Here is a 21,862-nt window from a genome sequence, read left to right as displayed (position 1 = left end):
TTTGTGATTAACGACGACCTTCAGCAATAGCGGTAACGGCTTGTAATTCAGCGGCTTCCTGCTCTTGCTGTTCCTGGCGCTCACGCACGTCGAGGATCTGGTTGTTGATCAGACCTTCTTCGATTTCGCGCAGCGCGATAACGGTAGTTTTATCGTTTTCTTCCGGTACGAGCGGATCCTTTCCGCCTACCTGCATCTGACGAGCGCGACGCGCGGCGACCAGTACCAGGTCAAAACGGTTACCAATTTTCTCTACAGCGTCCTGAACAGTTACGCGTGCCATACTTAAAATGCTCCACAGGTGAAGAAATGACTGGGCATGATACTGAATGTGGGTTCAGTCTGCCAACAGTTTGCTGATTAAAGCGTCATGACGCTGCTTTTGGCGGCTCATGCGCAGACGTTCGGCGCGAATGATAGTTTTCAAATCGCCCAGGGCGGTATCGAAATCATCATTCACAATAAGATAATCATATTCGGCGTAATGGCTCATTTCTGCAACAGCTTGCGCCATACGTTTTGCGATCACGTCTTCGCTATCCTGACCGCGGCCACGAAGACGGCGATCCAGCTCAATCTTAGATGGCGGCAAAATAAAAATACTGCGCGCATGCGGCATTTTTTGACGAATCTGCTGCGCACCTTGCCAGTCGATATCTAAAAAGACGTCTACGCCGGATGCTAATACTTGCTCAATGGTCTCACGCGAGGTGCCGTAGTAATTACCGAAAACCTCAGCGTGTTCCAGGAACGCGTCTCTGCCAATCATGGTTCTGAATTCGTCATGGTTCACAAAAAAATAGTGTTCACCGTGCACTTCCCCCGGGCGCGGTGCGCGCGTGGTGTGCGAAACAGAAACCTGGGTGTCATACAACGGTTGGGTCTTTAATAAAGCCTGAATCAGGCTGGATTTACCCGCGCCACTGGGGGCAGAAACAATATAAAGCGTGCCTTGAGCCATGAGTATCTTAATGTATGTGATTGTCGAAAGAGAGCCTACATACGGGCTTATTATACACGTAGCCGCTATGTGACGTAGCCCTTGTCACACTTTTTGCGCATGTTTATTGCGTTTTGCGTACCAGTTTCCTGTTTTATCCGCGATTTGCAGCAATTCGTGCAAATGTCAGGAACGTTGCTCGCAGGATGAGTTTTTGCCGCTCTGTTTCCATTTCAATTCGCGTTATACCTGCCGGGAAACGTATGGTTCAGCGGAGATAGCATGGGATTATGGAAATGCATAGGGCTGGTTTTGCTGATGTGGTATCTACCCTCATGGGCGGTATGCCCCGTCTGGTCGCCAGCCAGGGCACAAGAAGAAATTTCACGGCTACAGCAGCAGATAACACAGTGGAATGACAGTTACTGGAAACAAGGGGAAAGTGTCGTAGACGACGCTGTTTATGACCAGCTCAATGCGCAACTCATCCAATGGCAGCGCTGTTTTGGCGATGAAGCCCCATCAGATCTATCTGCGCCCCCAATAAGTGGAACAGTCTCGCACCCCGTTCCCCATACGGGAGTTCGAAAACTTGCCGATAAGCAAGCGCTACAGCAATGGATGCATGCTCATAGCGATCTCTGGGTGCAGCCGAAGGTGGATGGCGTGGCGGTCACGCTGGTTTATCGCAATGGAAATCTGATACGGGCGATTAGCCGTGGTAACGGCCTGAAAGGCGAAGACTGGACGCAAAAGGTTCTTCAGATCCCTTCCGTTCCACGTACTACCAGCGGGCTGCTCTCTAACAGTACGTTGCAGGGGGAGATATTTTTGCAGCAACAAGGGCATATTCAGCAGCAGAGAGGGGGAATGAACGCCCGCTCAAAGGTTGCTGGAATGATGATGCGCCAGAGCAACCCGGAAATGTTACGTTCGCTGGCTATTTTTATCTGGGCCTGGCCTGATGGTCCAGTTGCCATGTCGGAAAGACTTGAGCAACTCACTGCTGCCGGGTTCAGTTTCACGCAACGATATACTCAGGCCGTGAAGAGTGCGGATGACGTCGAGAAGGCGCGTGCCAGGTGGTGGACTTCAGCGTTACCTTTTGTGACGGATGGTGTGGTGGTGCGAACGGGAAAAGAACCGCGGGCGCAATATTGGCTACCCGGACAGGGAGACTGGCTGGCAGCGTGGAAATATCCTCCCGTGGCCAGGGTATCTGAGGTGACGGGTATTCAGTTTTCCGTTGGCAAAAGCGGGAAAATTGCGGTGGTTGCATTGCTGGTCCCCGTCATGCTGGATGATAAGCGGGTGCAGCGCGTCAATATTGGCTCAGTACGGCGCTGGAATGAATGGGATATTGCGCCTGGCGATCAGATTCTGATAAGTCTGGCCGGACAGGGGATTCCCCGTATAGATGAGGTGGTCTGGCGCAGCACCCAGCGTAATAAGCCAGCACCACCTGAGGGGCGCTTCAATTCACTAACTTGTTTTTATGCCACAGCGGAGTGTCAGGAACAGTTTGTTGCCAGGCTCGTCTGGCTGGGGGCCAAAGATGTGTTAGGGCTGGAGGGTATGGGCGAGGCGGGATGGCGGGAGCTACATCAGACGTATCGCTTTGAACATATCTTTTCCTGGCTTGGATTAACACAGGAGCAGCTACAGTCCACATTTGGCGTGAACAAAGGGGGGAAGCTGTGGCATCAGTTCAATCTGTCACGCCATCTTCCATTTACGCGCTGGGTGATTGCCATGGGAATACCGTTAACACAGGCAACGTTGAATGCCAGTCGGGATGGATCGTGGCAGCAGTTACGGGAACGCAGTGAACAAAGCTGGCGGCAACTTCCTTTCATGGGGGAGCGACGGGCACGACAGGTTATTCAGTGGCTGGAGGATAAAGAGATCACAGCGCTGAGCAACTGGTTAGCTGCTCAGCGGATCACGGGCTTTATGCCTTAATGGCCTTCATGGCGATAGTAAAATACCGGCAGCCCCAACTTCAGGCGCAGCGCCAGCAGTCGGGCGGTAAAGCCAAAGAGCAGGGTAGAGATCACCACCACATCGTGGCTGGAGACATAATGTTGCAGCACGATATACAGCACAGCAGCGGCAAACGAAACGCCGGCATACAGTTCTTTCTGGAATACTAACGGGATGCGTTTGCAGAACATGTCACGTAATACACCACCAAAGACGCCGGTAGTGACCGCAGCGACCACGGCAATAATCGGTCCATGACCCATATCCAGCGCCACCTGGGCGCCAATAATAGAAAAGACCACCAGGCCCAGCGCATCCAGGACGAGGAATATTTTACGCAGATAGGGCATGACGGGGGCAATAATGGTGGTGAGTACCGCAGCGGTCGCCACGATAATAACGTATTCAGGGTGCTTTACCCAGCCGAGCGGATAGTGGCCGAGAAGGATGTCGCGTACCGAGCCGCCGCCAATGGCCGTCGCGGTGGCAATGATAATGACGCCAAATGTATCCATACGGCGACGCCCAGCCGCAAGCGCACCGGTCATGGCTTCGGCAGTAATACCAATTAAATATAAAACGTGTAACAGCATGTATTCCCCCTGATTTGCTGGGGCTAAGGTTAACGATTTGTGCGCATTGTCACGATTGAGATTTTCTAAGGTGAAGCGATTTTAATAACTACAGCTAATGTGATTTTGCTGTAAATGCGTTATGGCATGCGCTTTACTTTATGAATGGTGACAATAAATGATGAGAAAATATAATTCGAACTGGATGGGTCACAACCGAAGTGTTGGGAAAAACACGTAGCCCCGCCGTTTATGGGGGGGCTACGTGGAATGGAGTTTACTCGATATTCTGAATTTGCTCGCGCATTTGCTCGATCAATACCTTCAGTTCAATTGCGGAATTAGTCACCTCGGCATTGATAGACTTGGATGCAAGAGTGTTCGACTCACGGTTGAATTCCTGCATCATGAAGTCCAGACGGCGGCCAACAGCCTCTTTTTTCTTCAGAATGTTGTAGGTTTCTTTGACGTGGGCTTCCAGACGATCTAACTCTTCTGCTACATCGATGCGCTGCGCCATCAGCACCAGTTCTTGCTCAAGGCGGTTATTCTCCAGTTGCACCTGGGCGTCTTCCAGTTTGGCTACCAGACGCTCACGCTGCCATTGCAGAATTTCCGGCATATGTGCACGCACTTTAGCGACTTCAGTGCTGACGCCTTCCAGACGCTGCTCGATCAGCGCTTTCAGCGCCTGACCTTCGGTTTCTCGCGCGATGATGAAGTCATCCAGCGTACCGTCAAGCGCGGCGAGGATTTCGGCGGCAATGGCGTCCAGATCTTGCTCCTGGGCAGCCATTACGCCTGGCCAGCGCAGGATATCAACTGGGTTAATTTCACCTTCATCACTCTGCATTTTGACCCAGTTAGCAGCGCTAACGAGCTGTTTAGCGAGCTTTTCATTTAGAATCAGCTCGCCCTGGGCGCTGGCATCAGGCTCAAAACGCAGCGTACACTCGACTTTACCGCGCGTCAGACGCGTGCGTATGCGTTCGCGAACAACGGGTTCAAGACTACGGAACTGTTCCGGCAGGCGAAAATAAGTTTCCAGATAACGCTGGTTTACCGAGCGCATTTCCCAGGTAGCGCTACCCCATTCACCCTTGATTTCACGCCGGGCGTAGGCGGTCATGCTGCGGATCATAGACGTTCCTGTTTTTAAAGATGAGATGGGAGGATTATAGCCATCCACGTCTTGTCAGGATAGGAATAACAGTCGGAAGTCCGTATAATGCGCAGCCACATTCGTTTCAAGCCGGAGATTTTATCATGCGTCCAGCAGGTCGTAGTGCCAACCAGGTGCGTCCCGTCACCCTGACCCGTAATTATACAAAACACGCTGAAGGCTCCGTGCTGGTCGAATTTGGTGATACCAAAGTGCTGTGTACCGCCTCTATTGATGAAGGCGTACCGCGTTTTCTGAAAGGTCAGGGCCAGGGCTGGATCACCGCAGAATATGGCATGCTGCCACGTGCCACGCACACCCGTAACGCCCGTGAAGCGGCGAAAGGTAAGCAGGGCGGTCGTACCATGGAAATCCAGCGTCTGATCGCTCGTGCGCTGCGCGCCGCCGTTGATCTGAAGACGCTCGGTGAATTCACTATTACGCTGGACTGCGATGTTATTCAGGCAGATGGCGGTACGCGCACTGCATCAATTACCGGCGCATGCGTGGCGTTGGCTGATGCGCTGAACAAGCTGGTTGCGAGCGGTAAACTGAAAACTAACCCGATGAAAGGGATGGTCGCCGCGGTTTCCGTGGGCATTGTGAACGGTGAAGCGCTATGTGACCTCGAATATGTTGAAGACTCTGCCGCAGAAACCGACATGAACGTGGTGATGACTGAAGACGGCCGCATTATAGAGGTGCAGGGCACGGCAGAAGGCGAGCCGTTCAGCCATGAAGAACTTCTCACCCTACTGGCGTTAGCCCGAGGGGGAATCGAATCCATTGTAACGACGCAGAAGGCGGCGTTAGAAAATTGATTTTAAAGGCGACTGATGAGTCGCCTTTTTTTTGTCTGTAATAAAGTGAGATGAGGAGCGAATCCATGAAACCGTATCAGCGCCAGTTTATTGAGTTTGCGCTTAGCAAGCAGGTACTAAAGTTTGGCGAGTTTACGCTGAAATCCGGGCGTAAAAGCCCCTATTTCTTCAACGCCGGGCTGTTTAATACCGGGCGCTGCCTGGCACTGTTAGGCCGTTTTTATGCCGAAGCGTTGATGGATTCCGGTATTGAGTTCGATTTGCTGTTTGGTCCGGCCTACAAAGGTATCCCGATTGCGACCACCACGGCTGTTGCGCTGGCGGAACACCACGATAAAGATTTGCCGTACTGCTTTAACCGTAAAGAGGCGAAGACCCACGGTGAAGGCGGTAATCTGGTAGGTAGCGCACTTGAGGGACGTGTAATGCTGGTGGATGATGTTATCACCGCAGGTACGGCTATTCGTGAGTCGATGGAAATTATTCAGGCTAACGGCGCCACGCTGGCGGGGGTACTGATTTCTCTCGATCGTCAGGAACGCGGTCGCGGCGAGATTTCAGCTATTCAGGAAGTGGAACGCGATTATGGCTGCAAGGTGATTTCTATCATTACCCTGAAAGATCTAATTGCGTATCTGGAAGAAAAACCAGAAATGGCAGAACACCTGGCCGCAGTACGGGCGTATCGCGAAGCGTACGGCGTATAAGAACTGCCGGATGGCGCTGCGCTTATCCAGCCTACGCACCGCGGGGTTCGTAGGCAAAATAGGCGAGGTCGCCATCCAACAACGGTGTTACTGCAATTGAGCGGCAACCAACGGCCAGCGGATGTCGAAATCATCCGTTGGGCGGTATTTAAATTCGCTACGTACAAACCGGGACAGCATACCTTCGCAGAAAGCCAGTAACTGGCTGGCCAGCAGCGTTTCATCCACGGTGTAGCCTTCACCTTCACGCATTCTTTTTTCTCGCAGAACCTGGCGTAACTGCGCCTCAATTCGCTCAAAAAGCTGGTTAATACGGCCTTGCAGACGGTCTTGCTCGAACATCAATGCGTGTCCGGTCAGAATTCGCGTCAGGCCAGGATTACGTTCACCGAACCCTAAAATCAGCAGTACGATCAGACGCAATCGCGCGTTAGTGTCCTTTTCATCTTTCAAAATCAGATTGATACGGGTAATCAGACTATCTTCGATAAACTCAATCAGGCTATCGAACATGCGGGTCTTGCTGGGAAAATGGCGATACAAGGCCGCTTCGGAAACGCCCACAGAGGCCGCCAGTTTAGCTGTCGTGATGCGTTGGCTACCATCGCTGGACTCAAGCATCAGTGCCAGAGACTGAAGTATTTCTTCGCGACGATTCCTTTTCGCAGTTTGCTTTTCTACCATGTTACAAAATACCCCTGAAAATAAGCTCTTGCCAGCAGGCATCCACACAGCGACCGCAAACGGGTGTTTGCGGTGTGTTATTGCGTTATTACGCTGTGAGATACTTTTCTGCGGGTTACTTGCGCCCGGAATGGCCGAAGCCACCTTCGCCACGATCGGTGGCTTCAAACTCTTCCACCAAATTAAATTCAGCCTGGACGACCGGTACAAATACCATCTGCGCGATACGTTCGCCCGGTTCAATAGTAAAGTTGTCCTGACCACGGTTCCAGATTGAAACCATCAGCTGGCCCTGGTAGTCGGAATCAATCAAACCGACCAGATTGCCCAGTACGATCCCGTGCTTATGGCCCAGCCCGGAGCGCGGGAGCATCACCGCCGCAAGAGAAGGATCGGCAATGTGGATAGCTAACCCGGTTGGCACCAGCGTTGTTGCGCCAGGCGCCAGTTCTACGGCGTCATCAAGACAGGCACGCAGGTCAAGTCCGGCAGAACCAGAAGTGGCGTACGTCGGGAGCGGAAATTGTTGCCCTACGCGCGGGTCCAGAATCTTAACGTCGATTTTTTTCATCATAACGGGTCACGATCTCGTCGAGTAATAATTGGCCCAGGAGTTCTTTGCGCTCAAGCGGTAAGACTTTATCTCCATCCTGCCAAAAAAGGTGTAATGCGTTGCTGTCGCTGTTAAATCCTTGAGTGGACAGCGAAACGTCGTTCGCACAGATCACATCAAGGTTTTTGCGGATGCGTTTTTGCCGGGCATATTCTTCCACATTATTTGTTTCGGCGGCAAACCCAACGACAAAAGGACGATTAGCATCCAGTGCGGCAACACCAGCGATGATGTCCGGGTTTTTAACCATTTTTACTGTTAATTCATCATCCTGCGTTGCCTGTTTTTTGATTTTTTCACTGGCGACTGTTTCAGCGCGATAATCAGCGACTGCGGCGCAGCCGATAAAAATATGCTGTTGTTGCACCGCAGATTGCACGGCGGCTTCCATTTCCAGCGCGGTCATCACATCAATGCGCTGGACAAAAGGCGGTGTAGGTAACGAAACCGGACCTGATACCAGCGTGACGTTTGCCCCGCGTTTTGCGGCAGCGGCCGCGATAGCAAATCCCATTTTCCCCGAGCTGTGGTTGGAAATATAACGCACGGGATCAAGCGGTTCACGCGTCGGGCCTGCTGTAATCATGATGTTGAGATGTTGCAGATCTTTGACAGGTGAAAAATGTTCTGCCGCCATATCCACAATTGTTAACGGATCCAGCATACGTCCAGGACCGACATCACCACATGCCTGACTACCGCTGTCAGGACCCCAAATGAGCAAACCGCGCGAGGCAAGAATGCCCAGATTGTGTTGGGTAGCGGCGGCGCGGTACATCTGCTGGTTCATAGCCGGCAGCACGGCAACAGGCGCTGGCGTTGCCAGACAGATCGTAGACACCAGATCGTTGGCCATACCTGCGGCAACGCGGGCAATCAGGTCTGCCGTCGCAGGGGCCAGTATAACCAAATCGGCCCATTTCCCCAGTTCAATATGGCCCATCGCGGCTTCGGCTGCGGGGTCAAGCAGGCTGTCGGAAACGGGATAGCCCGAAACCGCCTGTAAGCTCAGAGGAGTAATAAACGCTTTTGCTGCTTCGGTCATCGCCACGCGGACGTCTGCGCCGCGTTCCCGTAAACGACGCACCAGCTCAGGGGTTTTGTACGCAGCAATCCCGCCACTGACGCCAAGTACGATTTTTTTACCGGCCAGGCTCATCATGATCTTTCCTGTTGGGTTTCACCAGAAGGCGGATATTTTATCACAATCCGCAATGTGTCGTGCTTTTGCCCGCGCTCCAGTTTGCGAGGCTCTACGAAGAAGTGAAAACAGAGCGTCGATTCGCCGCTGGCGTTATGCCACTATGCGGACGCGAAAGGAGGGGAAAAGCATGGAAAATACAGGACGTATAATGCCTCGGGAAAAGCTGTTGGCGCAGGGGGCCAGTTCGCTGACCGACGTAGAGCTACTGGCTCTTTTTCTACGCACCGGGATACTGGGTAAAGATGTGCTTACGCTGGCGAAAGAGATGCTTCAGCATTTTGATTCGTTGTATGGCCTGTTGTCTGCTGATTACATGGATTTCAGCTATGTTCAGGGCATCGGTATCGCGAAGTACGCACAGTTGAAGGGAATAGTGGAGCTGGCAAGGCGCTACTACAACGTACAGGTGATAGAGGAGCGTGCGATACTTAGCCCGGAAATGGCGCGTGAATTTCTGCAAAGCCAGCTTTCGCAAGAGGAACGCGAGATCTTCTATGTGATCTTTATGGATTCTCAACATCGCGTGATTAAACACCGTAAACTTTTTTCCGGAACGCTAAGCCACGTTGAAGTGCATCCGCGAGAAATTGTCCGTGAAGCGATAAAAATGAATGCTTCTGCGGTGATCCTTGCACATAATCACCCTTCGGGGTGTGCAGAGCCGAGCAAAGCAGATAAACTCATCACCGAGCGTGTTGTGAAATGCTGTCAGTTCATGGATATCCGGGTGCTTGATCATCTGGTCATTGGGCGCGGAGAGTACGTTTCTTTTGCGGAACGCGGTTGGATTTAACGCACTTTACGCGATCCATCGGGATCTTTGTCTGTTCGGGACTTGAGCACATCGCTGACTCAGCGTATACTACGCCACCTTTGAGAATCTCGGGTTTGGCATTTGGGCCTGGCAATCGAGAGTTCGCAAATACGCAAAATCATTCTTGTTGCGTCCAATGACGAGGCAACGATGAAAGATTTAGTGTATTGAACTGCGATAACCGGGCTGAGAAGCCTGACGAGGCGCCAATACCCCATACGAAGCTCGAGCTAATTTGATTTTTGGAGAATAGACATGTCCCGAGTCTGCCAAGTTACTGGCAAGCGTCCGGTGACCGGTAACAACCGTTCCCACGCACTGAACGCGACTAAACGCCGTTTCCTGCCTAACCTGCACTCTCACCGTTTTTGGGTTGAGAGCGAGAAGCGTTTTGTCACCCTGCGTGTATCTGCTAAAGGTATGCGTGTTATTGATAAGAAAGGCATCGAAACAGTTCTGTCTGAACTGCGTGCCCGTGGCGAAAAGTACTAAGTACTAAGAGGAAATAAATCATGGCTAAAGGTATTCGTGAGAAAATCAAGCTGGTTTCTTCTGCTGGTACTGGTCACTTCTATACCACCACGAAGAACAAACGTACTAAGCCGGAAAAACTGGAGCTGAAAAAGTTCGATCCAGTTGTTCGTCAGCACGTTTTATACAAAGAAGCGAAAATCAAATAATTTCCGCTTTGATGTAAAGAAAAACCCTGCCTCGGCGGGGTTTTTTGTTTTCTGGCCGTCCCCATATTAATGAGACCTGATACACCGCCGGAGATACTATGCCTGAATTACCTGAAGTCGAAACCAGCCGCCGCGGTATTGAGCCGCATCTGGTGGGGGCAACGATTATGCACGCGACTGTGCGTAACGGTCGTTTGCGTTGGCCAGTATCAGAGGAAATCTATCGTCTGAGTGATAAACCTGTCCTGAGCGTACAGCGGCGCGCGAAATACCTGCTGCTGGAGCTATCAGATGGCTGGGTAATCATTCACCTGGGGATGTCGGGTAGTTTGCGTATCCTTTCTGAAGAGCTTCCGGCAGAAAAACATGACCACGTCGACTTAGTGATGAGTAACGGCAAAGTCCTGCGCTATACCGATCCGCGTCGTTTTGGCGCCTGGCTGTGGACTAAAGAGCTGGATGGGCATAATGTCCTCGCCCATCTTGGCCCTGAGCCGCTGAGCGACGATTTCAATGCTGGTTATCTGCAGCAGAAATGTGCGAAGAAGAAAACTGCGATTAAACCCTGGCTGATGGATAACAAGCTGGTCGTGGGGGTGGGAAACATCTATGCCAGCGAGTCGCTGTTTGCGGCTGGTATCCATCCTGACCGTCTGGCGTCATCTTTGTCGCAGGATGAGTGCGAACTGCTGGTGCGCGTTATCAAGGCGGTTTTGCTGCGTTCTATCGAGCAGGGCGGGACCACGCTGAAGGACTTTCTGCAAAGTGACGGTAAGCCGGGCTATTTTGCCCAGGAGTTGCAGGTCTATGGGAGAGAAGGTGAACCCTGTCGCGTATGCGGCGCGCCAATCATTGCGACAAAACACGCTCAGCGCACAACGTTTTATTGCCGTCGCTGTCAGAAATAACACCATTATCGGCCGGACGTAGCGAATGCCTCATCCGGCCAGACGCATTACTTCAGTTTACTCAATAATGCCTGATGAACATTTTCCGGCAGAAAGTGCGCTACGTCACCCTGGTGGCGGGCAACTTCTTTCACCAGTGACGATGAGATAAATGACCACTCTTTAGACGGCATCAGAAAGACGCTTTCCAGTTGTGGCATCAGATGACGGTTCATATGGGCCAGCTGCATTTCATACTCAAAATCAGCTACCGCACGCAGGCCACGGATCAGAATGTTAGCCTGATTATCGCGGGCAAAGTTTGCCATCAGGTCGCTGAATCCCAGAACCTCCACATTACCGAGATGCGCCGTTGCCTGTTGTGCCAGCTCAACGCGCTCTTCCAGAGTAAACATCGGTTTTTTACTGGGACTTGCGGCAATTGCCAGGATTACGTGATCGAACATGCTTGTCGCTCTTGTCACGATATCGATGTGGCCGTTAGTAATGGGATCAAAGGTTCCTGGATAAATCGCCCGTTTTTGCATGACTTGCCTCAATGCGTTTTGGATGGCAGATAAGGTTCCAGCAGCTGCAGCAGACGCTGAAGCGCGCCCTGATTTTGATACAGAACTTCAACTGCGTGACGGCCATAAAAATTACGATAATCTGCATCGGTCAGTAAAGAAGAGACCTCTTTCACCAGCGTAGTTGCGTCGGTGACGGTGATCAATCCGCTTGCCTGTTCGAGGCGGGCGCAAATATCTTTAAAATTAAAAGTATGTGGCCCCATCAGTACTGGAATGGCGTGAGCCGCGGCTTCCAGTGGGTTGTGTCCACCGCGTTCAACCAGCGAACCGCCAACAAAAGCAAGGTCGGCAATGCCATACAGCAACATCAACTCGCCCATTGTGTCGCCGATTACGACCTGGGTTCCTGATGACGGAACTTCGCCCGAAGAACGTGTCGTATAGCTTAGCCCAGCCTGGCGTACGAGGTTAATGGCATCCGGGAACCGTTCAGGATGTCTGGGTACCAGAATCAGTAAAAGATTAGGGAACTGGTTTAATAACGCCTGATGGGCGGCAATGATAATGCTTTCTTCGCCGTCGTGCGTGCTGGTTGCAATCCATACCGGGCGGTGAGGTGCCCATTGACGGCGCAATGTAATCGCTTTTGCGGCCAGCTGCGGCGTGACGGAAATATCAAACTTCAGGCTGCCGGTAACGGTGACCTGATTGCTTCTGGCACCAAGCGTGATAAAACGAGCGCCATCTTCTTCGTTCTGGGCGGCAATCAACGTAATTCGGCGCAGTAGCCTGCCAACAAACTTACCTAATTTAGCGTAGCCAGCAGCTGAGCGAGCGGAAAGACGTGCATTGGCAATGACCAGCGGAATATGGCGCTTATGCAGTGCCGCGATTAGATTCGGCCACAGCTCGGTTTCCATAATTAACACCAGCTTGGGGTCAACTTTATTCAGGAAACGGTTTAGGGCATCCGGTAAATCGTATGGCAGATAAATATGCTGAACGTCAGGGCCAAAAGCGGATTGTACGCGCTCGGAACCGGTTGGCGTCATGGTGGTGACCGTGATCGGCAAGTCGGGGTAACGATGTCGCAGAGCGCGGACTAATGGGATAGCTGCCAGCGTTTCGCCTACGGAAACCGAATGAAGCATGATACCGCCTGGTTTTAGCGGACGGCGGTAAAAGCCGTAGCGTTCACCCCAGCGTTTACGGTAGGCCGGAGCCTTACGTCCGCGCACCCAAAGCCGTATCCAGATCAAAGGCTGAATAAGGTAGAAAAGGGCGGTGTAAAGCAATTCGAGCATAATGGTAGCTGACTTATGAATGTGCTGGGGATTCTATGTATTTAGCTGTGGCTTTACCAATACTTTTCCTATTTTTAAATTAAATAGCGTCCCTCGCGGGGGATGTCCAGGGTACCAGCATCTTTTGCATCTTTACGTTTTCTGTTGATATTTTCCGGTTTAGTCGAGATAGAGGGCTAAAAATCAAAAGGTCTGAACATATTAATTCATTGATTTATATGATTTAAAATCATTGGCTGTGCAAGAATTATTCGAGTCGGAACATGGCGAAAGAAGTGATACACTAGCGCGTAAAAAATCAGTGCGATATCAGTAATCAGGTAGCTGTTGAGCCTGGGGCGGTAGCGTGCTTTTTTCTGCTTAACTTTACCGGACACTCACGATAAAAGAGCCGCTTGTGGATAAGCCAATTAATAGAATTCTGGTCATAAAAATGCGTTTTCACGGAGATATGTTGTTAACAACTCCGGTCATTAGTACGCTAAAGCAGAACTATCCTGATGCGAAAATCGACGTGCTTCTCTATCAGGATACCATCCCAATTTTGTCGGAAAACCCAGAAATTAATGCCCTTTATGGTATTAAAAATAAAAAGACAAAAGTAACTGATAAAATTACTAATTTTCTGCACCTGATCGGAACGTTGCGCGCAAACGGGTATGATTTAGTTGTAAACCTTACCGATCAGTGGATGGTTGCGATACTGATGCGGCTACTGAACGCGCCAATCAAAATCTCTCAAGATTATGCACATCGGCAATCTTCTTTTTGGAAAAATAGTTTTACATGTCTGGCTCCGCTTAGCGGTGAAAATGTGGTGGAAAGCAATCTGTCTGTGCTGGCCCCGTTGAAACTTAAATCGACTGTTACGCATACAACAATGAGCTATCCTCCGGATAGCTGGGAACGTATGCGCACAGAATTAAATCGGGCTGGAGTTGGTGATGAATACGTTGTAATTCAACCAACGGCACGCCAACGCTTCAAGTGCTGGAATAACGAAAAGTTTTCACAGGTAATTGACGCCTTACACCAGCGTGGTTTGGAGGTAGTTATGACCTCAGGCCCAGGCGAAGACGATCTGGCTTGCGTGAATGAAATTGCACAAGGTTGCAAAGAAAAGCCCGTTACTGCTCTGGCGGGAAAGATGAGCTTCCCCGAGCTAGGAGCGGTCATCGATCATGCGCAGTTGTTTATTGGGGTGGACTCTGCTCCGGGACACATTGCTGCTGCGGTTGATACACCATTGATATGCCTGTTTGGCGCAACGGATCATAATTTTTGGCGACCATGGTCAAAGCAGATGATTCAATTTTGGGCTGGTGATTATCGTCCGATGCCTCCACGCGAGCAGCGCGATCGCAATGAAATGTATCTTTCGGTGATACCCGCTGACGATGTTATTGCTGCTATCGATAAATTATTACCGGGTAGACTTGTGCCGCCACAAGCGGGGAGTCCCGTATGATTGTTGCTTTCTGTTTGTATAAATACTTCCCATTCGGTGGGTTACAGCGTGATTTTATGCGCATTGCGCAAACTGTAGCGGCACGTGGTCACCAGGTTCGTGTCTATACGCAGTCCTGGGAAGGTGAGTGTCCTGACGTTTTTGAATTGGTTCTTGTACCGGTCAAGTCCCGGACAAACCATGGTCGCAATGCGGAGTATTATTCCTGGGTCCAGGCACATTTACTTCAGCACCCTGTCGATCGGGTTGTTGGTTTTAATAAAATGCCAGGGCTGGATCTCTACTATGCTGCTGACGTTTGCTATGCCGAGAAAGTGGCACAAGAAAAAGGTTTCCTCTATCGGTTAACTTCACGATATCGGCACTATGCAGAGTTTGAACGCGCGACGTTTGAGCAGGGTAAACCGACGCAACTATTGATGCTAACTGATAAGCAGATTGCTGATTTTCAGAAACACTATCAGACAGAAGCTAAACGATTTCATATTCTTCCTCCAGGGATTTATCCGGACAGGAAGTATAGCCAGCAGATTCCGAATAGCCGTGAAGTTTATCGCCAGAAAAACGGTATAACAGAGCAACAAAATCTATTATTGCAGGTAGGTTCTGATTTCACTCGTAAAGGTGTGGATCGTTCAATACGTGCACTGGCCTCGTTACCAGAAACGCTTCGAACTAATACGCTACTGTATGTTGTTGGACAAGACAGACCGAGAAAATTTGAGGCGCTGGCGGAAAAACTTGGCGTACGCAGTAATGTCCATTTCTACTCTGGCCGTAATGATGTTGCAGAATTAATGGCTGCGGCTGATATATTGATGCATCCAGCTTATCAGGAGGCGGCAGGTATTGTTTTACTAGAAGCAATCACTGCCGGGCTGCCGGTGTTGACCACAGCCGTATGCGGTTACGCGCATTATATTGTTGATGCTAATTGTGGTATGACAATTACAGAACCATTCCGGCAAGAAACGCTGAATGAAGCCTTACGTAAAGCGCTAGTAGAGCCTTCATTGTGTTTGGAATGGAGGGCAAATGCACGACACTATGCGGATACGCAAGATTTATACAGCCTACCGGAGAAAGCTGCGGATATGATTACGGGTGGTTTAGATGGTTGAATTAAAAGAACCGTTAGCCACACTATGGCGCGGGAAAGATGCATTTGAAGAAGTTAAAAATTTACAAGGTGAAGTATTCAGAGAACTGGAGACTCGCCGTACTCTACGATTTGAACTAACGGGTAAAAGCTATTTTTTAAAATGGCACAGAGGCACTTCTCTGAAAGAGATTGTTAAAAACCTACTTTCATTACGCATGCCAGTATTAGGTGCTGATAGAGAATGGAATGCCATTCATCGCCTGAGTCAGTTAGGTGTGGATACAATGACAGGTGTGGGATTTGGTGAGAAAGGGGTGAATCCACTGACTAAAACCTCGTTTATTATTACTGAGGATCTTACACCAACTATCAGCTTAGAAGATTACTGTGCTGATTGGGCCACAAATTCTCCCGATGTGAAAGTGAAGCGTATAATTATTGATCGTGTTGCCACCATGGTGCGTAAGATGCATGCTGGTGGTATCAATCATCGCGATTGCTATATTTGCCACTTTTTATTACATCTGCCTTTTTCAGGGCATGAGGACGATCTCAAGATTTCAGTGATTGATTTGCACCGTGCTCAGATTCGGTCGACTGTTCCCCAACGCTGGCGCGATAAGGACTTAATCGGTCTCTATTTTTCGTCCATGAACATTGGATTAACCCAGCGTGATATTTATAGATTTCTACGCATCTATTGCGAGTTGCCGTTGAAAAGCATCCTAAGTCAGGAGGCTGATTTGTTCAAGGAAGCTCAGGTTAAAGCTAATAAAATACGCGAAAGAACAATCCGTAAATCTCTGTGATTAATTTATCCTGAACTATTTGAAATGCATCATGTGAGAACATGGTCTATTTCTCAAAAATTGGTAAGAGTCAAATGTCTCAATTTAGCGATAAAGAAGTTATCCTTTCTGTTTTTGAGTACGATTTTCGGGAAAATGCTTCTGCAGACTGTTTTAATATCGGTTATGGTATTGACAGGAATTTTTTATTTGGCTGCGGTGTATCAATAGCCTCTGTATTATTGTCGAATAAAAAAATCGATTTCACATTTCATATATTTACTGATTATTTCGATGAGAGTGATAAAGCCAGATTCGCCGATCTTGCTAAACAATATCAATCCTGTATCAAAGTTTACCTAATTGATTGCAATAAATTAAAAGACTTACCTAGTACAAAAAACTGGACTTATGCAACATACTTCCGTTTTGTTATTGCAGATTATTTCTATAATAAAATAGATAAATTATTATACCTGGATGCTGATATTGCTTGCCAGGGTAGTGTACGAGAACTGGTCGATTATAAGTTTTCCGCAGATGAGATCGCTGTCGTTGTAACGGAAAGAGATTCCGAATGGTGGCATAATCGTTCTGTAACGCTGGCCACTCCAGAATTAATCACCGGATACTTTAATGCTGGATTCTTACTTATCAACATCAATGCATGGCACAGTAATAATATCTCTTCCCGAGCCATCGAAATGTTGCGAGTTCCAGAATGGGTGGAAAGAATAACTCATCTTGATCAAGATGTCCTTAATGTGTTGTTAGCCGGAAAAGTAACTTTTATCAATGGTAAATACAATACACGCTTTAGCATTAATTATGAACTGAAAGATAAAGTAGTCAATCCTGTGAATAATGAAACTGTCTTCATTCATTATGTGGGACCGACAAAACCCTGGCATGAGTGGTCCAACTATCCGGTATCGAAGAGTTTTTTAGTTGCGAAAGAGGCCTCGCCCTGGCATTCAGTAGCGCTTCTCAAACCGACCAATAGCAATCAATTCAGATATTGTGCAAAGCATAAATTTAAACAAGGGTTATACGTTCAGGGACTGTGTAACTACTTTAATTATTATCTGACCAAGTTGAAAGGTTAACTGCTGGCTAAGTACATTGTTAAAATAATCAACAGCAATGCATATCTTAGCCGCTGGAAAATATAGCTGAAATAATTAAAGGTAATTAACTTGGACTTCAAAAGATTAACTAACTTCAAAGATATTATTGAGTTAGACAGACGTGTTACACCATGTGATGATCGTGACACTTTTAATATCTCATGGGGAATCGATAAAAATTACCAAACTGGTGCGGCAATTTCTATTGCCTCAATCCTTGAAAATAATAAAGAGAGTAATATTAATTTTACTTTTCATATTATTGCGGATTATTTAGATCAAGAATATATTGTACTTTTGACACAATTAGCAGAACAGTATAAAACAGTTATTAAGCTATATCATATTGATTCTGAACCGTTGGTGTCACTACCTAAAACAAATATATGGCCAGTGTCAATATACTATCGCTTGCTTTCATTTGATTATTTTTCTGAAAGATTAGATCGACTGCTATATCTTGATGCTGATATTACGTGTAAAGGCTCTTTAGAGGATCTTGCCGCACTGAAATTTGATGGGGAATATGGTGCGGTTGTAGTAGATGTTGATTCAATGCAGGATAAAAGTGCAGAGCGTCTACATAATCCTGAGTTTAAAGGCAACTACTTTAACTCGGGTGTCATGTATATAAACTTGCAGCAATGGCTTAACTCTAATTTAACGAAAAAATTCTTCGAACTATTGTCAGATGAAAGTATAGTTTCCAGAGTAAAATATCCTGACCAGGATATTTTAAATATCATGTTTTTGCATCATGCGGTATTACTACCGAGGAAATATAACTCAATTTATTCATTGAAGTCTGAGTTTGAGATTAAAAATAAAAATCACTATAAATCAGTGATTAATGAAGAGACAGTATTTATTCATTATACTGGTGTAACAAAACCATGGCACGAGTGGGCTAACTATTCCTCAGCACAATTTTTCCGCACAGTATATGAGAAGTCACCATGGAAGAATCAGCCTTATCAAGTTGCAAAACAAAAGCACGAATATAGAGAAGAATATAAACACCTTCTTTATCAAAATAAAATAATTCCAGGCCTGATCGCAGCAATTAAATATAAAACAATGTAATGGTGATCTTTATGATTGATAAAATCATATTTACTGTAACACCTATTTATTCTATTCCACCACGTGGTGCCGCAGCAGTTGAGACCTGGATGTATCAGGTTGCCCAAAGAACCAAATTCCCTAATTGTATTGTCTGTATAAAGAATGAAGGATATTCTGATTATTCTTACGTAAACGAAAGATGTAGTATTCATCGTATTGGATTTAGCTCGGTATATAAGCGTATTTTCCAAAAGTGGACTCGGCTGGATCCGTTACCTTATTCAAAGCGCATACTGAAAGTTGCCGAAAAGTTTGAGATAACCGATCAAAGTGTGATTGTTGTCCATAACAGTATGAAGCTATATCGACAAATTCGTTCGCAAGCTCCTCAGGCTAAAGTTGTGATTCATATGCATAATGCGTTTGAACCTAAGTTGCTTGATAAAAAAGTTAAGATGATCGTACCAAGTTTGTTTTTGAAGAACTATTATCAATCTTATCTTCCTGAAGCTGATATTGTTATTGTGCCTAATGGTATTGACCTGGATATCTATCAATCGTCATATGAATCAATATCAAAAAATAAATTAAGTATTCCCCCTGAAAGCAAGGTGGTATTTTTTGCTGGACGTATAGTCCCTGATAAAGGCGTTCTCTTACTTCTGCAGGCTTTTGAAAAGTTGCTGCATGAGAACAAAAATCTGAAGCTTGTGGTTGTTGGTGATCACATGGAAGTAAGTAAGAACGATAAAGGTGATTATCAGCGTGAAGTTCGGGAAATAGCTGAGCGCCTCAAACCACATTGTATTATGTTAGGTAGTATCTCACCCGAGAAAATGCACTATTACTATCCACTGGCAGATATAGTTGTGATTCCTTCTCAATTTCAGGAGCCATTTTGTATGGTGGCTATTGAGGCTATGGGCGCTGGAAGACCTGTATTAGTCAGTACTCGAGGCGGCATGGTTGAGTTTGTTAAAGATAAAATTACAGGCTATCACCTTACAGAGCCGATGACTGCAGAAACTATTGCTCAGGATATTACCAGGGTAATGGCGGAAAGTAGTTTAGCGGATACCGCCCAACGAGGTCAGCAATATGTCTTTGGAAACTATAGTTGGTCTGCGGTTACACAACGGTTTGAAGAGGTTATTTGTAACTGGTTCGAGTGAAAAAAAGGCTACATAAAGTAGCCTTTTTTTACTATTTTATTTATTCTTCAGCGCTAACAGAAAACCTGCAAAAATACCCAACAGATCTAACTCAATCTGCTCAACGTTGCCACGTATAATAAAATAACCGAAAAATGAAAGTAAAATTATTATATAAGCATTGTATGGGGAATAGTAATTCTCCCTAAATGCATGCGTAACACATTCTCTCACAATGCTAGTGTACACCAGTATTAAACCCACAAGTCCAAGTAATCCTGTACCAAACCATACAAAAAGAATAAGGTTGTGTGGTCCAATTGACTCGCGGAATGTCCAGTTTGGATAATCAACAACACGCTTGTTGTATACAGTTTTATAAGCGTTATTACCAAAACCATAACCAATAACTGGATTTTCTAAGATTAGGTCAAACGCACTTCCTTGCGTACCGTTAGTATAGCGATATGAACTGTCAGTTTGCTGCAATTTAAAGGTCAGTTTTTCTGACATATCTTTGTGTGAAAATATAGCTGTCAGAGCAACAATAGCTACGAGGATTCCTACAGTAAGCAATCGCCATTGTTTGTACATGATTATCCATGTAAGAGCAATAATGAATACAGATAACCATGCGCCACGGGACAATGTTCCAAGAATTAAAAAGGTGTATATCGCCCCTAACAACAGGAATAATATACGGTATTTCGCTGATTTAACGAGCCATAGATTCAGAAGCACTGGGAATAAAAACACCATTGCATCTGAAATTCCGCGATGTTGGTAATTAGTAAAAGGCATGATTCCTTGCTGATAGTCCTGATAATAAAGGACAAGTTCTGAAAGGCATCGCAAACTAAGAGCTGTAAGGAACGAGAAGAATATCAACTTTGAAATGGTTTCTTTGCTTTCTTCTCTTAGTAATACAGGGATCGCAATAGTGCATAATAAGACATTTTCAACAACTGAGTTGTTTATCTCTTTCAGGCTAGCTTTTAGTTCAGGAGTGAACACTAAAGAGACGAAGGTAGCGATTACAAGAAATGATACACTTGCAAAAACAAATGTTTTAAAAATAGGAATATAATGTCGAGGATTCTTACATAAATAAACTATCGTTGTGATAGTCATCAGGATGACAATCAAATGTTTATAACGCGTAATACCACCTAAGAAATAGGTGGCGACAAACAGAAATATAAGTCCTCTATTCCAGTTTATCTTCCAGTTTTTTTTCTCATCTAAAAAAAACTTTGTTAAAGCCATCATTTCTCCGACACTTACAGACAATTATTTAAAAAATCGCAATTAATTGATTTCAATACGGTCGAAGAACGTAAGTCTGAAAGATTTTCACTTCCTGAGCGACATACCACTTGATTCTTCCCATACCCACCAATCAATCCTGGGTCCGTTGGACCGTACAACGTAATATTTGGGCGATCCAGTGCAGCGGTTAAATGACTCAGGCCTGTATCAACCGACACCACAAATTTTGCCCCCGCCAGTACGCGAGCGACCTCTCCCAAAGTCATCCGTGGAAGAACATCAACATAAGAAAAACCATTTGCCAGCCTACGGGCTCGTGCTTCTTCATGAGGAGCACCCCATGGCAGTTTAATACGTATGCCAGCGTTATTTAACAAGCCAATTAGCTCCCGCCAGTTGGCTTCTGGCCAGTGCTTATCATCACGCGTTGTGGCATGCAGAAATACGGCATACTGGCCCGCATCAGCATTACGTTCTTTCAGAAAATGCTGAGCGATAGCGTAATCACCCTGCGACTGGGGCCTGGAATATCCCAGACTTTTGGCGAACAATTCACGCGTACGTTCTACCGCGTGCTGCTGTTTGGCAATGTGATGTTTGTGATTATAAAACAGGCTCGCCAATGGTTCGCGCGCCGTGCTCCAGTCCATACCATGCTTGATGCCACGTGCTAGACGCGTAACCAACGCCGCGCTTTTTACCAGACCCTGCGCATCAATTATCGCGTCATACTGCTGTAAACGCACCGCATCGCGAAAGGCTTTACGCTCGGCTTTAATCGGCGCTGAAAACCAGGCTTTACGCCAGCGGCGGATCGCCACTGGGATCACCCGGTCAACGGCTGCATGCCAGGATGGGATCTGCGCGAAGCCTTCTTCCACTACCCAATCAAATTGAATATCCGGCATGACCTGCTGCGCATCGGTTAATGCCGGTAACGTATGCAGTACATCGCCCATAGACGATGTTTTAACGATCAGTACCCGCATCC

General features: G+C 47.3%; 24 protein-coding genes. 13 read left to right on the top strand and 11 right to left on the bottom strand.

The window, feature by feature from the left end:
* Window positions 1-7: 7 nt before the first annotated feature.
* Window positions 8-283, bottom strand: coding sequence for a DNA-directed RNA polymerase subunit omega (gene rpoZ, locus B9P82_RS13265; protein WP_000135058.1), 276 nt, complete (start codon window positions 281-283; stop codon window positions 8-10).
* A gap of 54 nt (window positions 284-337) precedes the next feature.
* The gene (gene gmk / locus B9P82_RS13260) at window positions 338-961 is read right to left on the bottom strand and encodes a guanylate kinase (protein WP_019078035.1); all 624 of its coding nucleotides are present in this window, start codon (window positions 959-961) and stop codon (window positions 338-340) included.
* Between the two features lie 261 nt (window positions 962-1,222).
* Here gmk and ligB point away from each other — a divergent pair, with 261 nt between their 5' ends.
* Window positions 1,223-2,902 (top strand): NAD-dependent DNA ligase LigB, encoded by a 1,680-nt coding sequence (gene ligB, locus B9P82_RS13255; protein ID WP_101700443.1) that lies wholly within the window; start codon window positions 1,223-1,225, stop codon window positions 2,900-2,902.
* On the opposite strand, the gene B9P82_RS13250 is transcribed toward ligB, so the two are convergent.
* Window positions 2,899-3,516, bottom strand: a complete 618-nt coding sequence (locus tag B9P82_RS13250) for a trimeric intracellular cation channel family protein (protein WP_003024049.1) — start codon at window positions 3,514-3,516, stop codon at window positions 2,899-2,901. The two genes, ligB and B9P82_RS13250, sit on opposite strands and share 4 nt — an antisense overlap.
* A gap of 256 nt (window positions 3,517-3,772) precedes the next feature.
* Window positions 3,773-4,636: a YicC/YloC family endoribonuclease gene (locus B9P82_RS13245; protein WP_080859272.1), complete on the bottom strand. Its 864-nt coding sequence runs from the start codon at window positions 4,634-4,636 to the stop codon at window positions 3,773-3,775.
* A 125-nt stretch (window positions 4,637-4,761) separates the two neighbouring features.
* Here B9P82_RS13245 and rph point away from each other — a divergent pair, with 125 nt between their 5' ends.
* Entirely contained in the window at window positions 4,762-5,478 is a 717-nt protein-coding gene (gene rph, locus B9P82_RS13235; RefSeq protein ID WP_016154991.1) for a ribonuclease PH, read from the top strand.
* 65 nt (window positions 5,479-5,543) lie between these two features.
* Complete coding sequence (gene pyrE, locus B9P82_RS13230) at window positions 5,544-6,185, top strand: orotate phosphoribosyltransferase (protein WP_016157763.1); 642 nt, start codon at window positions 5,544-5,546, stop codon at window positions 6,183-6,185.
* 87 nt (window positions 6,186-6,272) lie between these two features.
* Here pyrE and slmA read toward each other — a convergent pair whose 3' ends face one another.
* The 3 genes from slmA to coaBC form a co-directional block, all read right to left on the bottom strand.
* Window positions 6,273-6,869, bottom strand: coding sequence for a nucleoid occlusion factor SlmA (gene slmA, locus B9P82_RS13225; RefSeq protein WP_016154989.1), 597 nt, complete (start codon window positions 6,867-6,869; stop codon window positions 6,273-6,275).
* 115 nt (window positions 6,870-6,984) lie between these two features.
* Complete coding sequence (gene dut / locus B9P82_RS13220; RefSeq protein ID WP_016154988.1) at window positions 6,985-7,443, bottom strand: dUTP diphosphatase; 459 nt, start codon at window positions 7,441-7,443, stop codon at window positions 6,985-6,987.
* Complete coding sequence (coaBC, locus tag B9P82_RS13215; RefSeq protein ID WP_101700471.1) at window positions 7,421-8,641, bottom strand: bifunctional phosphopantothenoylcysteine decarboxylase/phosphopantothenate--cysteine ligase CoaBC; 1,221 nt, start codon at window positions 8,639-8,641, stop codon at window positions 7,421-7,423. Before coaBC ends, dut begins: the two co-directional genes overlap by 23 nt.
* 172 nt (window positions 8,642-8,813) lie before the next feature.
* Between coaBC and radC the strand changes: the two genes are divergently transcribed.
* The 4 genes from radC to mutM all read left to right on the top strand — a co-directional run bounded on the left by radC (window position 8,814) and on the right by mutM (window position 11,088).
* On the top strand, window positions 8,814-9,479 hold the full coding sequence (gene radC / locus B9P82_RS13210; protein ID WP_016154986.1) for a RadC family protein: 666 nt from the start codon (window positions 8,814-8,816) through the stop codon (window positions 9,477-9,479).
* 276 nt (window positions 9,480-9,755) lie between these two features.
* A complete protein-coding gene (gene rpmB / locus B9P82_RS13205) occupies window positions 9,756-9,992 on the top strand; it encodes a 50S ribosomal protein L28 (protein ID WP_003024071.1) in 237 nt (78 codons plus the stop codon).
* A 20-nt stretch (window positions 9,993-10,012) separates the two neighbouring features.
* Entirely contained in the window at window positions 10,013-10,180 is a 168-nt protein-coding gene (rpmG, locus tag B9P82_RS13200; RefSeq protein ID WP_003024094.1) for a 50S ribosomal protein L33, read from the top strand.
* A gap of 98 nt (window positions 10,181-10,278) precedes the next feature.
* Entirely contained in the window at window positions 10,279-11,088 is an 810-nt protein-coding gene (mutM, locus tag B9P82_RS13195) for a bifunctional DNA-formamidopyrimidine glycosylase/DNA-(apurinic or apyrimidinic site) lyase (protein ID WP_019078041.1), read from the top strand.
* A 47-nt stretch (window positions 11,089-11,135) separates the two neighbouring features.
* On the opposite strand, the gene coaD is transcribed toward mutM, so the two are convergent.
* Complete coding sequence (coaD, locus tag B9P82_RS13190) at window positions 11,136-11,615, bottom strand: pantetheine-phosphate adenylyltransferase (protein ID WP_047358802.1); 480 nt, start codon at window positions 11,613-11,615, stop codon at window positions 11,136-11,138.
* A gap of 8 nt (window positions 11,616-11,623) precedes the next feature.
* A complete protein-coding gene (waaA, locus tag B9P82_RS13185) occupies window positions 11,624-12,901 on the bottom strand; it encodes a lipid IV(A) 3-deoxy-D-manno-octulosonic acid transferase (RefSeq protein ID WP_101700442.1) in 1,278 nt (425 codons plus the stop codon).
* A 397-nt stretch (window positions 12,902-13,298) separates the two neighbouring features.
* On the opposite strand from waaA, the gene rfaQ reads away from it, so the two are divergent.
* From rfaQ to B9P82_RS13155, 6 genes are all read left to right on the top strand, one after another.
* Complete coding sequence (gene rfaQ / locus B9P82_RS13180) at window positions 13,299-14,369, top strand: lipopolysaccharide core heptosyltransferase RfaQ (protein WP_016157758.1); 1,071 nt, start codon at window positions 13,299-13,301, stop codon at window positions 14,367-14,369.
* On the top strand, window positions 14,366-15,490 hold the full coding sequence (locus tag B9P82_RS13175; RefSeq protein WP_101700441.1) for a glycosyltransferase family 4 protein: 1,125 nt from the start codon (window positions 14,366-14,368) through the stop codon (window positions 15,488-15,490). The genes rfaQ and B9P82_RS13175 overlap by 4 nt, the downstream gene beginning before the upstream one ends.
* On the top strand, window positions 15,483-16,280 hold the full coding sequence (gene rfaP / locus B9P82_RS13170) for a lipopolysaccharide core heptose(I) kinase RfaP (RefSeq protein ID WP_101700440.1): 798 nt from the start codon (window positions 15,483-15,485) through the stop codon (window positions 16,278-16,280). Before B9P82_RS13175 ends, rfaP begins: the two co-directional genes overlap by 8 nt.
* A 74-nt stretch (window positions 16,281-16,354) precedes the next feature.
* Entirely contained in the window at window positions 16,355-17,365 is a 1,011-nt protein-coding gene (waaO, locus tag B9P82_RS13165) for a lipopolysaccharide 3-alpha-galactosyltransferase (RefSeq protein ID WP_032932027.1), read from the top strand.
* A gap of 90 nt (window positions 17,366-17,455) precedes the next feature.
* Window positions 17,456-18,469: a glycosyltransferase family 8 protein gene (locus B9P82_RS13160; protein ID WP_101700439.1), complete on the top strand. Its 1,014-nt coding sequence runs from the start codon at window positions 17,456-17,458 to the stop codon at window positions 18,467-18,469.
* A gap of 11 nt (window positions 18,470-18,480) precedes the next feature.
* Window positions 18,481-19,623 (top strand): lipopolysaccharide N-acetylglucosaminyltransferase, encoded by a 1,143-nt coding sequence (locus tag B9P82_RS13155; protein WP_210404996.1) that lies wholly within the window; start codon window positions 18,481-18,483, stop codon window positions 19,621-19,623.
* 36 nt (window positions 19,624-19,659) lie between these two features.
* Here B9P82_RS13155 and rfaL read toward each other — a convergent pair whose 3' ends face one another.
* Window positions 19,660-20,868: an O-antigen ligase RfaL gene (gene rfaL / locus B9P82_RS13150; RefSeq protein ID WP_019078049.1), complete on the bottom strand. Its 1,209-nt coding sequence runs from the start codon at window positions 20,866-20,868 to the stop codon at window positions 19,660-19,662.
* Between the two features lie 14 nt (window positions 20,869-20,882).
* A complete protein-coding gene (rfaC, locus tag B9P82_RS13145) occupies window positions 20,883-21,860 on the bottom strand; it encodes a lipopolysaccharide heptosyltransferase RfaC (protein WP_101700437.1) in 978 nt (325 codons plus the stop codon).
* Window positions 21,861-21,862: the final 2 nt, after the last annotated feature.

It is taken from the genome of Citrobacter sp. L55 (assembly GCF_002850715.1).
Taxonomy (GTDB): domain Bacteria; phylum Pseudomonadota; class Gammaproteobacteria; order Enterobacterales; family Enterobacteriaceae; genus Citrobacter; species Citrobacter braakii.
Note: the sequence above shows the minus strand (reverse complement) of the source record. Positions and strands in the feature narration are given on the sequence as shown.

Excerpts from the sequence above, each read along its gene's own strand:
- rfaL (WP_019078049.1), bottom strand. The coding sequence starts at position 20,868 with ATGGCTTTAACAAAGTTTTTTTTAGATGAGAAAAAAAACTGGAAGATA.
- radC (WP_016154986.1), top strand. The coding sequence starts at position 8,814 with ATGGAAAATACAGGACGTATAATGCCTCGGGAAAAGCTGTTGGCGCAG.
- B9P82_RS13245 (WP_080859272.1), bottom strand. The coding sequence starts at position 4,636 with ATGATCCGCAGCATGACCGCCTACGCCCGGCGTGAAATCAAGGGTGAA.
- rph (WP_016154991.1), top strand. The coding sequence starts at position 4,762 with ATGCGTCCAGCAGGTCGTAGTGCCAACCAGGTGCGTCCCGTCACCCTG.
- slmA (WP_016154989.1), bottom strand. The coding sequence starts at position 6,869 with ATGGTAGAAAAGCAAACTGCGAAAAGGAATCGTCGCGAAGAAATACTT.
- dut (WP_016154988.1), bottom strand. The coding sequence starts at position 7,443 with ATGATGAAAAAAATCGACGTTAAGATTCTGGACCCGCGCGTAGGGCAA.
- waaO (WP_032932027.1), top strand. The coding sequence starts at position 16,355 with ATGTCTCAATTTAGCGATAAAGAAGTTATCCTTTCTGTTTTTGAGTAC.
- ligB (WP_101700443.1), top strand. The coding sequence starts at position 1,223 with ATGGGATTATGGAAATGCATAGGGCTGGTTTTGCTGATGTGGTATCTA.
- rpmG (WP_003024094.1), top strand. The coding sequence starts at position 10,013 with ATGGCTAAAGGTATTCGTGAGAAAATCAAGCTGGTTTCTTCTGCTGGT.
- rpoZ (WP_000135058.1), bottom strand. The coding sequence starts at position 283 with ATGGCACGCGTAACTGTTCAGGACGCTGTAGAGAAAATTGGTAACCGT.
- coaBC (WP_101700471.1), bottom strand. The coding sequence starts at position 8,641 with ATGAGCCTGGCCGGTAAAAAAATCGTACTTGGCGTCAGTGGCGGGATT.
- rfaC (WP_101700437.1), bottom strand. The coding sequence starts at position 21,860 with ATGCGGGTACTGATCGTTAAAACATCGTCTATGGGCGATGTACTGCAT.
- mutM (WP_019078041.1), top strand. The coding sequence starts at position 10,279 with ATGCCTGAATTACCTGAAGTCGAAACCAGCCGCCGCGGTATTGAGCCG.
- B9P82_RS13175 (WP_101700441.1), top strand. The coding sequence starts at position 14,366 with ATGATTGTTGCTTTCTGTTTGTATAAATACTTCCCATTCGGTGGGTTA.
- B9P82_RS13250 (WP_003024049.1), bottom strand. The coding sequence starts at position 3,516 with ATGCTGTTACACGTTTTATATTTAATTGGTATTACTGCCGAAGCCATG.
- waaA (WP_101700442.1), bottom strand. The coding sequence starts at position 12,901 with ATGCTCGAATTGCTTTACACCGCCCTTTTCTACCTTATTCAGCCTTTG.
- gmk (WP_019078035.1), bottom strand. The coding sequence starts at position 961 with ATGGCTCAAGGCACGCTTTATATTGTTTCTGCCCCCAGTGGCGCGGGT.
- coaD (WP_047358802.1), bottom strand. The coding sequence starts at position 11,615 with ATGCAAAAACGGGCGATTTATCCAGGAACCTTTGATCCCATTACTAAC.
- B9P82_RS13155 (WP_210404996.1), top strand. The coding sequence starts at position 18,481 with ATGATTGATAAAATCATATTTACTGTAACACCTATTTATTCTATTCCA.
- rfaP (WP_101700440.1), top strand. The coding sequence starts at position 15,483 with ATGGTTGAATTAAAAGAACCGTTAGCCACACTATGGCGCGGGAAAGAT.
- rpmB (WP_003024071.1), top strand. The coding sequence starts at position 9,756 with ATGTCCCGAGTCTGCCAAGTTACTGGCAAGCGTCCGGTGACCGGTAAC.
- pyrE (WP_016157763.1), top strand. The coding sequence starts at position 5,544 with ATGAAACCGTATCAGCGCCAGTTTATTGAGTTTGCGCTTAGCAAGCAG.